The sequence below is a fragment of the Bacteroidales bacterium genome, from assembly GCA_031276035.1.
In the GTDB taxonomy this organism is placed as follows: Bacteria; Bacteroidota; Bacteroidia; order Bacteroidales; family BM520; genus RGIG7150.
Genome location: JAISNV010000019.1, coordinates 93,328 through 106,215 on the forward strand (window position 1 = coordinate 93,328; position 12,888 = coordinate 106,215).

Genomic DNA, 12,888 nt, shown 5'->3' on the forward strand with positions numbered 1-12,888 from the left:
ATATTTGCAATCAAATTATTCTTTTCTTGAGTTGATATAATTAATTTATAATGAGAACAAATAAAACAGCTGTAATACTAATTGTACTATTATTGATTTTCGCTTTTGCCAGTGTTTTTATAGTACTTTACGATATAAATAATAAGAATAAAGAAGATATTATCTTATCACTTACTAAAACCAACTCGCAATACATAATTGATGCATCAAATTTTGAATTGCTCAGCAATACTTTCAATTCAACATCTTTCGACGAATTTATTTCGAAAAATATAAAAAATTACGAAATAATAAGGAGTAATATAAGCAAGATACAATCAGACAGTGTTTTTTATAGTAGGATAATGAGCAGTCGTTCCTTACTTGCAACATACAACGACGGAGACTGGATTCTTCTTATCAAAACTAATTCTAATATTAAGCCTAATATTGAAGGCCATAAAGGTCATTTCGGCAGTTATCACTACATTTCTTCAAGTAAATTCGAAAGAAATTTCATAAATACAGTAAATAACAGCTCAATAACGCATGTAATTAATTCACGTGCAAACACATCCGATTTACATATAATTGAAGCAATAAAATCCGATGAGGAAATCGCATGGATTGGCCATGATCTTTATTTTAACAACCAAAATATTGATATTTTATCATTCTATTCTCCCGCAAAGAAACTAAATAATGATATTTCAAAAAATAATTCAACATTAATCCAAGCTTTTGCAAAGAATAAAAAATCATATAATTATACTTTTCAAAACAATAATGCTGTCAGTGTTTTAAAAGCAAGTTATTCAAGTAATCTGATAGTTGATAATAGTATTGAAATTGTGAATGGGGCTCCCGCCCAAGAAGAGGAAATATCCGAGAACACAAATAATAATGAAACTTTTGTAAGTCCATTACCTGAAACCAATCCTAATATAGATCCTTTAGCTTTATACTCATCTAATAACAAAATAATTTCAGGTCCATTTTATGTTAACAATCATACTAATCAACAAGGAAATATCATAATTCAAGATTCTGATAATATTGTATATTTCCTTACAACAACAGGAACCGTAAAATGGAGGTTTAATCTTGATTCAAAAATTATCGGGGATATAACCGAAATGGATTCTTATAATAATAACAAAATACAGTATTTGTTTAATACAACAAGTCGTATGTATTTACTCACAATTTTAGGTGACAATGTAAAAGGATTTCCATTAAAACTTCCTGTTCATGCACAAAACCAAATCTTACTTGATTTTACAAACATTGATAATTTTAATTTATTGTACGCAGGTATTGATAATAATGCCTATATTCTTAAATACAATAAGGGAGATTTGAGATTGCATACTAAAATTGAAAATATTTATCCTACAGAAAAAATGTTTGATGTTGTATTTACCGGTAAAAATAAACATTTTGTAATTAATCGAAATGACAATTCACATATATTCTACACATTCACTGGTTCGTTATATTTTACAGTAGATAAATCATACTCATCAGGAAAAAATCCTTCATTCTTTGAAAACAAAACCAATTCCAAAGGCTCCTATGTTGTAAATGATAATCAAGGAAGGCTATCTTATATTTCAAGAAATAAAGAAACAGAATACACTGAATTCGGTAAATTCGACAAAGAAAACTATTTCGAATATTTAGACATTACGGGAAATGGGGATAGTGATTTTATTTTTATTGATAAAAATAAAATCAGTGCATACGATAAATTTAAAAGTTTAATTTTTAATTCTGAAATAAAATTCACTAGTATTGATTATGTAAAATTTAAGACTTACAAAAATATTGTGAAAATAATTGTTTATTCCGAAAAAGACAGTAAAGCAATGATTTTTAACTATAACAGGCAAACTAAAAAGTTAAGTAAAGACACATATAAAGCGACAACTCGTCCTGATGTTACTTTCAGTAATAGTTTAATTATTGAAACTAATCATCTATATTTAAAATAATTGATTAGTTATTGGAAGAATGTTTCAGAAAATGTTCTGTAACGTTTTTGTTATAAGTTTTCGAAACAGGTATATCGTCAATTCCTTCAAGATCAAGTTCTATATATACTCCTAATTTATCTCTACGGATAACCTTTACATGCTCAAAGTTAACCATATATGATCTGTGACATCTGATAATATTTGTACCTTCCAATTGTTTATCTAAAGTTCTTAATGTGTTTCTTAAAAGAAAATCTGATAATTTACCTTTATTCAGATACTTAATAGCAACATAATTATCTGCCGATTCTAAATAAATTATATTCTCGATTGTTATTGAGATTCTAAAAACACCATTATTGTCGCGAAAAACAATTACGGAACTATCTAATGGATGTGTAATTTCTTCTCTTTCTTTTTCACTTTCAATTTGTTTCAATCTTCTGCTTTTATCTTGCAATGCAAAATAAAGTGTTGAAATAATATAGGGTAAACTTATTATTAAAGCTACATAACTCACAGCCGATTTAAAATTATCAATAATATTATATAAACCCGGAAATTTATCAAAATTAATAATTAATGAAAAAATTGTGTAAAGTATTGCTAATAAAACTATCTCACACAAAAGCCAAATTATATATTGAATATAATAAAATGAGTGTTTGTTAGCATATAAACGCATTATAAACCTACTAATTGTTAGTGCAATTATACCAGTCAAAACTAATATCAGTGATCGAAAGAAAAAATTTAAACTATAGATATCATATTTATCTAACCAAGAGAAAGGATTGTATATATATACAAAAAGTAAACCGAAAACCGCCGTAAATAAAACAAAGCTAAGAATACTCTTAACTTCAGTAAAATATTTAGGGACTAATTTTCGTGTTTCTTTCATCATAAAATTTTTGCAAAGATAACAAATTGTTTAATGTTTAGTGTTTAAGGATTGGAGATTTTTTGGGAAAGAAATTTTCTGAAAGTGTTTTGAAGTAATAGACTTAGAAAGTGAAATTCTGATAAAAACTTGAGTGATTTTTCCTTTAAACTTAGAAAGTGGAAGTTTTATATAAAAAAGCAAAAAAGAATTTTAAATTTTGCATATTAATCTTTATATAAACTTAGAAAGTATAATACATAAAAAAAAGCCCGAATCCGGGCTTTTTTTTATGTATTATACTTATTCAGAAGAACTATTCCTTAATAATTTTCTTAGTAATAACATTTTTGGGAGTAATAACTTTAAACATATAAACTCCTTTATTAAATCTTGATATATCAACAGAAGTCATATTATTTATGTTTTGCTTATGGACTAAACTTCCATTTAAATTATATACTTGAAGTTCAATTTTATAATTTTCATTATCACTATTGAAACTTATAAATACTTGATTAGTTGCAGGATTTGGATAAATAGAGATATCAAATTGATTATAATCAAATATTCCTGCGCAATTATCAATATTAATTTTAATAGATTTTTTTACGATATAGCCTTTTTCATCAATAGCTTCTAATTCAATAACAACATAATTACCTTCAAACAAAGACATATCAAGAGAAAGATATCTATCCGTATTACCAGTAGACCATTTATATTGAATAAATCCATCTCCTCCATCCAAATTAAATTCAGACTGTCTACAAACTGTTGTGTCATTTCCGAAAGGTATTGCAGTTGGTATGATAAGAGGAGTATCAAAGAACTCTAAATATTTTTCAAGTAAAGAATTAACATCTCCTTCTAAACCACCATATTCAAAAGATGAACCGATAACTTTATATGTTCCTGCATCATATGCTGTTGCACCGCCAAACTCCACTGGTGAATTATTAAATATTTGAAATGCGGGAGCAGTAGCTGTTTGATAGTCTATTCTTAAATTATCTCCATTATACGAAAAAATCAAATCTTCTGTAAAACTGCCCTCAACTCCAACAATATTAGTAAAACCCTTTAACCACGACTCTTCATTTTTATCGCCTATAACATTAAAGTATTCAAAAAGTCCGTAATTTTTATCAAAATCCCAAAAAGAACCACTTTCTAAATAGAGTCTTCCGCCATTTTCAAGATACTCAATTAATATTTTTTGATATGCTTGTGTCAAAACAAAGTTTTCCGGATAAATACCTAAGGACAAAAAGATAAGAGAGTAATTTGATAATTCGTTAATAGTTGGCATTGTTGTTACATAGGGACATTGAGCTCCCGAGAGTTTAAAAATATCCTCTTTTAATTTAGGCATCGAATTATTATTACCATCAAGATCAATAATAAGAATTGATGTTGAACCAATATAAGTTATACATTTCTCTACAAGAACTTTGTCCATCTCATCCGTAAATTTTGTTTCAAAGTAAGATACGAAACTTTCAGGACATTCACTATCTACAGTAAAATCAAATTCGACAGTGAATGATTCACCTACGGATAATTCGCTTATAACAACAGATTGTTCTGAAACCGTAACATAAATATCGCATGGTTCAACAGTAACAACCACATTCTTAGCAGGATAATTTCCATAATTTATATAAACGAGTTTAAGCCTTCCTTCTTCTCCAGGTTCTAATTTTCCATTATTATTTCCAGTTTTTTCACTAACTTCATAAGAATTTAAGCTTATAAGAGGAGCAACTATTGTTGAATAAAAAGAGTTATTAATATCATTTTCAAACTTAAGATAAAAAAGACATTCAGAGGTCATTGCATCTACATCAACAATATATTTAATATTCTCAATCAAAGTTGTTTCTCCAGGCTGTAAGGCCGGGATTGTTATTTCATTAGTAATCAATAATATGTATTGATTATTACATAAAATTGTAGCATTCAGTTCCGGAGCCGCAATTAATCCGATATTTTCAATCGTCAGATTTATCAATATTTCTTCTCCATGATTAATGATTCCATCGTTATTTCCAAGTATATCACTAAAGCTATTTTCAATACTAAACTTAAAACTATTATTAACTACCTTTAAATTTTGAAAATAATGGAACCTATTATGTGCGGTAATATGAAGTTCCAGCACATCATTAACATCAAGATTTAATGAGGAAAGATTTATATTTACTAATCCATTTTCATCAGAAGTCGTTCGATAAATGAGAGTATTATCTTTCATTAATGCAATTCGTGCGAAAGCCGTATTACAAACAAACTGCAAATTTTCATCAGGGAAAATTATATTTGAAATATTAACTGTAATCTCAGTTGGTTTTTGAGTCCAGACTTCCATAGAAGGGTCGCCAAAAAGGTTAACTTCATAGGCTGTCCACCTAAAATAGCCGCTTTCATTCAACCAACTTGTGTATTTCTCTTTGGAATATCTATTCGCGTCGCCAACTTTCGGATAATTTGCATTATAAATACCATCATAAAACAACCTGTCATAGAATTGTGAGGAACTGTTTGTGCCACCTGGCATATACCAACCATAACGTGAATTTGCAATACAAGCTACATTTGCAGTAGGCAGAGTTGATATAATTTCCGCAAAACAATCGGTTGTACCATAAGAGTTCTCACCAGTATTTCTATTATCCATTGAACCATTATAACATCCTTGAGAATAGTGAATTACAAAAGATCTACTAATACCATCATTTGTAAAATTATTTGTTGTTAATGATGCGTTACCAATTTTCATATTGTAATCAACATTCGAATGACCTAAATGATTCAACATATTAACGCCTTTTTCATTATATGCTTTTTTGATATCGGCCAGGCCCCAGTTTTTATCACGTTCATATAAGCGTGAAATTTCTATATTCTCAGGTATTCCTGCAGAATAAAACCCATGATTATATGTGCCGGCAACTATTTCATCTTTATAATTTCCTCCCCATGTATATGAATCTAAAGATTCACCAACCATCAATGCTTTTTCAATATCATCAACTACAGGGCGGTCTTGATACAACATTAATTTATTAATAAAGTTATTTAGCTCATCGTGACTATCAATACATAGTCTTCCAACACTTACTTCTGCATAATAATCAATCTCGTCCGGTTCTCCCCACAAATCATTATTATTTTCATTCCATGTTCCGTTGAGATTCGAATAATACATATCAGCCGGAATACACGGATCATCTAATGCTGCAAAACCTCTGCACGGAATAATATTTTCAGACTCATTTTTAGTATCAGCATCGCCAACAAGAATTAAATATTGCAAACTTTTATTATCATAATAATCTTTTACACAATTTCTTATCTTATCCTGATTATCTACACCCGAATATTTCTGATATATATTTTCGGTAGTTTCTATTGCTGTATAATATCCGAATTTATTTTTAAAAACACTATACTCATCTAATTGTGATGCATATTCCGAAGAAGTAATAAATAAAACATCAACCTCATCGTTACTTTTTACATTATTATAAGAGTACGATTTTAATGCAGAGTTATTATTTACAAGATTATTAATTCTAGTAATTGTTTGAATTTTATTATTTGCCTGAAATTCTGATTTTTTATCCTTAGAATTATTCTTGAAAGTAATACTTTTTATCAACTTTATTACACCATCCGCAGGATAATATTCTGCTGCATATATACTTAAAGACGTAATACCGTATCCTCCCAAATAATGAGTTTTTGTAGCATTAATATTTATTGAAGGATATTTTGAATTTGATAAATATATTTCGTCATTTTCAACTATGTTGATAGTTTTATTTTCACTTGAAATAGGGACAGGAGTCGCTGCCGGTAATAACTTCCCCTCTACAACATTATCATAATACTCGATATCCGTAATTGTTATTCCTACTGATGCTCTATCTTGTTCTTCGAGTATAGAATAATGCATAAATGGAATAATCGGATTCCCTGGCATTGTAATTTCATGCAGGTCTTCATAAATCAGCTCAATATATTCGCCATTATTGATTATATCAGGATAATCGAATTCTAATCTTATTTCTTGAGAAAACAAATTCAAAGCCAACGAAGCTAAAAAAATTGATAGTAATATTATTTTTTTCATATAAACATAATTTTAATTTCTTATTAATAATTTAAATATACTATTAACTCATCGTAAAATATATAACATGCAAAGATAAACTTTTTAACAATACTTTAATTCTATAATAGCAGAAATTTAGGGTTAGTATATAACTTAATAAATATGATTATTAAAAATTTTATTATCATTCAATGATATAGAATTTATCCTCATTTTTATAATCATAATATTGATGAGCATCTACATAATTTTTAATGTCACCAAATATCTTATCAAAAATTAAATTAACAAAATCGTTTTTTATTTCATTTTTTAAATAAAAAGTATAACTGCTCCATTTATATTTTACATAATTCTTTATTTTCCTATGGATTTGAGGATTTTTGTGAATATATATCCATACGTTTCGTAAATACTTTTCGGAAGTAATTAACTTTCTTCTAAAATTCTTTCTAAAAAGGCTTCCGGATCGATTAAACACTTTATTGAAAGCTTTTGCATATGACATAAAACATCTACGCAACATTTCACTTATAATAATACTAACAACATTTCGCTTGCCAATAATCCGATGACGTTTAATAACTTTATCCAAACCTTTTACCATAGGTATTTGTTTTACAATTTCATTATATGATTTAACTCTAAATAGAAGATGATAGTGGTTATCCATTAAACAAGTGCCAATAATATCTACAAACTGTCCTAAATATTTATCTAATTTGGACAGAAAATATATTCTATTTTCATTTGTCTTAAAAATATTTCCCCCATTATTACCTTGATTAAAAACATGATAAATCTGATCTTCTAACATTGGTTGATGCAAATTAGACCAACTATTCGGGTTTTTCATAATAAAAAATTTTAGTATTATAAATATAATTGCAGAAATTGTCAATTTGCACCCATAAACAAAGTTTCATTAAACTTTCTAAGTCTATCAGAATTTTAAATGCATTTATATTAAAACCTGTTATTACGGTTGAATATATTTTTTACTAAACATAAAATGTATTTTTTTTCTATCTTTGCGCATTATTACATTACTTCATCTCATGACTGTTGACTTATTCGTTCCATGCTATATTGACCAATTTCATCCAGAAACTGCTTTTAATGCCATTAAAATTTTAGAAAAATGTGGTATTGAAGTAAATTACAATCCAGAACAAACCTGTTGTGGAAAAGAAGTTTATGATGCTGGATTTTTTGATAAAGCTAAAATTCTTAGTGAAAAATTTCTGGATGATTTTAACAACAAAAATATTATTGTAGGACTGTCACCTGCTTGTGTTAGTCATATACAAACTAATTATCAAAATATATTCCACAATTCAGGAAGTCATTATGACTATTTAGAAATCAGAAATAATATTTTTGAATTAACAGATTTTCTCGTAAATAAAATAAGAATGATAGATTTTGGTGCAAATTTCGAAGCGAATGCATATTATCATGATTCATGTCATGCTCTTAGAAAGTATTCGCATTGTCTCAAAGAAGAGCCGCGTATATTGTTAAATAATATTATTGGATTAAATCTTATTGAAGTAGAAGATTATGAGTGTTGTGGGTTTGGTGGACTTTTTTCTGTAAAATACAATTCAATTTCATCCGCAATGACAGCTCAAAAAGTTCAAAAAGCCATGCAATTAGGTGTTTCTCATATTATTTCAGCCGATTGCTCATGTTTGATGAATCTTAATGCATACATCAAAAAACATAATTTACCTATTTCAACAATTCATATTGCTGATGTAATTGCAAATTCTTTATAAAAATTAATATGACTGAAGAAGTTTTTTATCAAAAAATAGCATCTCAACTCAATTTAAATTTCATACAAGTAAAAAATACCATAGAATTACTCGAAAGTGGTAATACTATACCATTTATTGCCCGATATAGAAAAGAAGCTACCGGAAGTTTAAGCGAAGTTATAATTGCCTCGATAAATAATTTACTTTCTAAGTTTAAGGAAATAGAAAAACGTCGCGAATATATCTTGCAAACAATTCTTGAATTAGATCAATTAACTGATGAATTAAAGCAACAAATTGAGAATGTAGAAACACTTGAGGAGTTGGAAGATTTATACCTTCCGTATAAACCCAAAAGAAGAACTAGAGCTACAATTGCAAGAGAAAAAGGTTTGGAAGGTTTAGCCAAAATCATTATGGCTCAAAATTACAATGATATTGAAGCTATTGCAGAGAAATTTCTTAATGAGGAAAAAGAGGTTTTTTTAGTTGAAGAAGCTATTGTCGGAGCATCAGACATAATTGCTGAATGGGTTAATGAAAATGCTTATGTTCGATCCCGTATACGCAAATTATTTGAAAATGAGGCTTATATTCTTTCAAAAATTATAAATTCAAAAGAGGAGGAAGGTTCATTATATAAGCAGTATTTTGATTATAAAGAACTGGCTAAAAAGGCCCCATCTCACAGAATTCTTGCTGTCTTTAGAGGAGAGAATGAAAAATTCTTGCGTGTAAACATAACTCCGGATAAAGATAAGGCTATTATGATTCTTGAAAAGTTTTTTGTTAAAAATGATTCTCAAGCAGCTGAAATCGTTACATCTGCTATAAAAGATTCATATAGCAGATTAATGGAACCTTCTATCGAAACTGAAATCCGTGCGACACTAAAAGAAAAAGCCGATAAAGCCGCGATTGAAGTTTTTTCTGACAATCTTAGGCAGCTTCTAATGACTCCACCATTATATAATAAAAATGTTTTAGCCATTGACCCTGGATTTAGAACCGGATGTAAAGTTACCATTCTTGATAAAACAGGAAAATTGCTTAATAATGTTACTATTTATCCGCATCCTCCTGAAAACAAAGTTAAGGATGCAATAAACAAGTTAACATATCTTGTCGAAGCATACAAAATTGATGCAATAGCTATAGGCAACGGTACCGCCGGTAGAGAAACCGAAAATTTTATTAAGCGAATTCATTTTAATAGAGATATTATAGCTGTAATGGTTAACGAAAGTGGGGCTTCAATCTACAGTGCTTCTGCAATAGCACGCGAAGAATTTCCAGATTACGATTTAACTGTTCGCGGCTCCGTTTCAATAGGTCGTAGGTTGATTGATCCGCTTGCAGAATTAGTAAAAATTGATCCGAAATCTATTGGTGTCGGCCAATATCAACATGACGTAAACCAAACAAAATTGCAAGAAAGTTTAAATCAAGTTGTTGAAAGCTGTGTAAATTCAGTTGGTGTTGATGTTAATACCGCTTCGAAGCAATTACTAACTTATGTTTCAGGTTTAGGTCCGGTTTTAGCTCAAAATATCATTGATTACAGAAATCAAAATTCCAATTTCTCTTCAAGAGAAGAATTAAAAAAAGTTGCTCGCTATGGAAATAAAGCATTTGAACAATCAGCAGGTTTCCTCAGAATTAGAAATGGTAAAAATTCCTTAGACAACAGTGCGGTTCATCCGGAATCTTATCCTATAGTGGAAAAAATGGCCTTAGACTTAGAAAGTGATATTAAGGAGCTCATTGGCAACAAAAAACTCCTCGAAAAAATCAATCTCAATAAATACATCACTAAAGATGTCGGATTACCTACTTTAAACGACATCATAAATGAATTAGCAAAACCAGGTCGCGATCCGCGTAACGAATTTGAAATATTTGAATTTGACAAAAATATCAATTCTATTCAAGATGTCAGAGAAGGAATGGTATTACCTGGAATCATAACTAATATAACCTCTTTCGGAGCTTTCGTAGATATTGGGGTTCACCAAGACGGTTTGGTACATATTTCTCAAATAGCAGATAAATATATTTCCGATCCTTCTGAGTATGTAAAGTTGAATCAAAAAGTTATGGTAAAAGTTTTGGAAGTTGATGTCGACAGAAAAAGGATTTCATTATCAATGAAAAATATATAACCCGTTTTTTCGTTATGATTTAGGTTAGTAATATTAAAAAATTATTAATATGAAATCATCATAGCAAATAATTTATCTAAGCGAATAAAAAAAATAATCTATATTCGTTTCATGATTAAAAATTAAGTTTTATTGAAATCAAGTATTTGTCAATATATACAATTTAATTAAAAAAAAATAAACAAAAATATTTACGCATGAAAAAACATCTTTTAAAGCATACATTATTAATTATTACGTTTATATTGTTTTGCTTTACTTCTGATGCACAAATAATAAAAGCATATGTTGCCGGTGGATGCAATCTATCACAAATTGATGGAGATCAGGCATACGGTTACAAAAAATTCGGGGCAAACGTCGGAATAGGAGTAAATTTTAACATTCTTCCTTTTATGTCGGCATCAATTGAAGCAAATTTTAATCAAAAGGGCGCTAAACAGAAAGCCACTATTTACAACATTGAAACCGATCGTACTGGAGCATACAAAATAAATATCAACTATGCCGAGATACCTATTTTGTTATATTTTACAGACAAAGATCAATTATTTAAATTTGGTGTTGGTTTTTCATACGCAAGAATGGTTAATAATGCACGCGAAGAATGTTACAGAACAGATCATTCAAATTATATCATATATAACAAAACTGATGCAATGATTTCTTATGCAGATTTTGTTCCAGTCAATGAATCATTAAAAAACTTCGAATATTATGAAGTAGTTAAAGAATGGAATGAAAAAAACGGGAAACTAAATTCTAATGATTTCAGTGTGATTGCCAGTATCGAAGCAAGAATTTGGCAAAGATTGAAATTTGAGGTAAGATTTGCTTATTCATTAAAGCATTTAAGAACTTCTGATTATTACAGACAATATGTTAATGAAATTCCGGATGGTGTAGAAACTTACCAGGACGGAGAATTTTTGGCTTTCAAAAGAAAAGAATATAACAATACTTTAAGTTTCAGATTAATTTATGTTTTCAACGAAAGACAAGCCGAAAGAAATAAGGCATTAATTTCAACACGACAAGGAGATTTGAGATAATGAAAGAAGAAACGAAGGAATTAGCAGAATTAGCATATAAACTTGCTTACGACTATGATTTGGAATACGGATTTTGTCCGCAATGTGTATTAGCTGCAATTCAAGATATTAAAGACGATATTCCTGATGACTTGATTAAATCGTCACAAACATTAAGCGGCGGCGGCGGATTAATGGGTATAGGTTCATGCGGTGCTTTGCAAGGCGGATTATTAGCTATTGGCTTTTATCACGGTCGACAACGAAAAGACTTTGGGCGAAAAAGAAATATTCTTGCTTTAGAATTGTCAAGTCAATTAATAAAAAAGTTCAAAGAAGTTTATGGCGATAATATTTCATGTTTTGGAATTCAAAAGATGATGAGCGGGAGGAGTTTTAATAATTGGGATCCCGAAGATGCTAAGGCGTTCCGTGAAAGTGTTTGTAAAAAAGGTTGTGCTGAACTTTCAGGTAATGTTGCAAAATGGACGATTGAATTATTGGAAAAATAAGTATAAAGGAAAAAATACAAAAAATAAATAATCAAATAAGAAACAAAGTCCGGAAACTGAAAACTTCTAATTTATTTTTTGTCGGAAAAAACATTTAATTAAAAAAATTATTGTACTTTTGCAGTTCGAATTTAGTATCGTAAAATTATAAAGAAAAAAAATATGTATTTAAGTCCGGAAATTAAGGAGAATTTTTTCAAAGAACACGGTAGTTCAATAAGTGATACCGGTTCAACAGAAGGTCAAATAGCTTTGTTCTCATACAGAATCAAACATTTAACCGAACATTTGAAAAAAAATAAAAAAGATTTGGTAACCGAACGCTCACTTGTACGTTTGGTAGGTAAAAGAAGGAAACTTCTTGATTACCTAAAAAAGAATGATATCGAAAGATATAGGGCTATCGTTAAAAAGCTCGGATTAAGAAAGTAATTTCTAAAAAAAATAAAAGGCAATTAAAAG

At 29.0% G+C, this 12,888-nt stretch carries 9 protein-coding genes; 6 read left to right on the forward strand and 3 right to left on the reverse strand.

Annotated elements, in window-relative coordinates; all coding sequences use genetic code 11:
* Positions 1–50: 50 nt before the first annotated feature.
* Positions 51–1,973: a hypothetical protein gene (locus LBP67_04495; protein MDR2084233.1), complete on the forward strand. Its 1,923-nt coding sequence runs from the start codon at positions 51–53 to the stop codon at positions 1,971–1,973.
* A gap of 4 nt (positions 1,974–1,977) precedes the next feature.
* Here the strand turns inward: LBP67_04495 and LBP67_04500 are convergent, their stop codons facing one another.
* The 3 genes from LBP67_04500 to LBP67_04510 form a co-directional block, all read right to left on the reverse strand.
* Positions 1,978–2,862: a LytTR family transcriptional regulator DNA-binding domain-containing protein gene (locus tag LBP67_04500; protein ID MDR2084234.1), complete on the reverse strand. Its 885-nt coding sequence runs from the start codon at positions 2,860–2,862 to the stop codon at positions 1,978–1,980.
* A 292-nt stretch (positions 2,863–3,154) separates the two neighbouring features.
* Positions 3,155–6,976: a C25 family cysteine peptidase gene (locus LBP67_04505; protein ID MDR2084235.1), complete on the reverse strand. Its 3,822-nt coding sequence runs from the start codon at positions 6,974–6,976 to the stop codon at positions 3,155–3,157.
* A gap of 166 nt (positions 6,977–7,142) precedes the next feature.
* Positions 7,143–7,814, reverse strand: a complete 672-nt coding sequence (locus LBP67_04510) for a hypothetical protein (GenBank protein MDR2084236.1) — start codon at positions 7,812–7,814, stop codon at positions 7,143–7,145.
* Positions 7,815–8,016: 202 nt separating this feature from the next.
* Here LBP67_04510 and LBP67_04515 point away from each other — a divergent pair, with 202 nt between their 5' ends.
* The 5 genes from LBP67_04515 to rpsO all read left to right on the forward strand — a co-directional run bounded on the left by LBP67_04515 (position 8,017) and on the right by rpsO (position 12,858).
* Positions 8,017–8,739 (forward strand): (Fe-S)-binding protein, encoded by a 723-nt coding sequence (locus LBP67_04515; GenBank protein ID MDR2084237.1) that lies wholly within the window; start codon positions 8,017–8,019, stop codon positions 8,737–8,739.
* 8 nt (positions 8,740–8,747) lie between these two features.
* Complete coding sequence (locus tag LBP67_04520) at positions 8,748–10,883, forward strand: RNA-binding transcriptional accessory protein (GenBank protein MDR2084238.1); 2,136 nt, start codon at positions 8,748–8,750, stop codon at positions 10,881–10,883.
* A 197-nt stretch (positions 10,884–11,080) separates the two neighbouring features.
* Positions 11,081–11,935, forward strand: coding sequence for a PorT family protein (locus tag LBP67_04525; GenBank protein ID MDR2084239.1), 855 nt, complete (start codon positions 11,081–11,083; stop codon positions 11,933–11,935).
* Positions 11,935–12,426: a C-GCAxxG-C-C family protein gene (locus LBP67_04530; protein ID MDR2084240.1), complete on the forward strand. Its 492-nt coding sequence runs from the start codon at positions 11,935–11,937 to the stop codon at positions 12,424–12,426. Before LBP67_04525 ends, LBP67_04530 begins: the two co-directional genes overlap by 1 nt.
* Positions 12,427–12,588: 162 nt before the next feature.
* On the forward strand, positions 12,589–12,858 hold the full coding sequence (gene rpsO / locus LBP67_04535) for a 30S ribosomal protein S15 (GenBank protein ID MDR2084241.1): 270 nt from the start codon (positions 12,589–12,591) through the stop codon (positions 12,856–12,858).
* Positions 12,859–12,888: the final 30 nt, after the last annotated feature.

Excerpts from the sequence above, each read along its gene's own strand:
- LBP67_04500 (MDR2084234.1), bottom strand. The coding sequence starts at position 2,862 with ATGATGAAAGAAACACGAAAATTAGTCCCTAAATATTTTACTGAAGTT.
- LBP67_04515 (MDR2084237.1), top strand. The coding sequence starts at position 8,017 with ATGACTGTTGACTTATTCGTTCCATGCTATATTGACCAATTTCATCCA.
- LBP67_04495 (MDR2084233.1), top strand. The coding sequence starts at position 51 with ATGAGAACAAATAAAACAGCTGTAATACTAATTGTACTATTATTGATT.
- LBP67_04520 (MDR2084238.1), top strand. The coding sequence starts at position 8,748 with ATGACTGAAGAAGTTTTTTATCAAAAAATAGCATCTCAACTCAATTTA.
- LBP67_04510 (MDR2084236.1), bottom strand. The coding sequence starts at position 7,814 with ATGAAAAACCCGAATAGTTGGTCTAATTTGCATCAACCAATGTTAGAA.
- rpsO (MDR2084241.1), top strand. The coding sequence starts at position 12,589 with ATGTATTTAAGTCCGGAAATTAAGGAGAATTTTTTCAAAGAACACGGT.
- LBP67_04530 (MDR2084240.1), top strand. The coding sequence starts at position 11,935 with ATGAAAGAAGAAACGAAGGAATTAGCAGAATTAGCATATAAACTTGCT.
- LBP67_04525 (MDR2084239.1), top strand. The coding sequence starts at position 11,081 with ATGAAAAAACATCTTTTAAAGCATACATTATTAATTATTACGTTTATA.
- LBP67_04505 (MDR2084235.1), bottom strand. The coding sequence starts at position 6,976 with ATGAAAAAAATAATATTACTATCAATTTTTTTAGCTTCGTTGGCTTTG.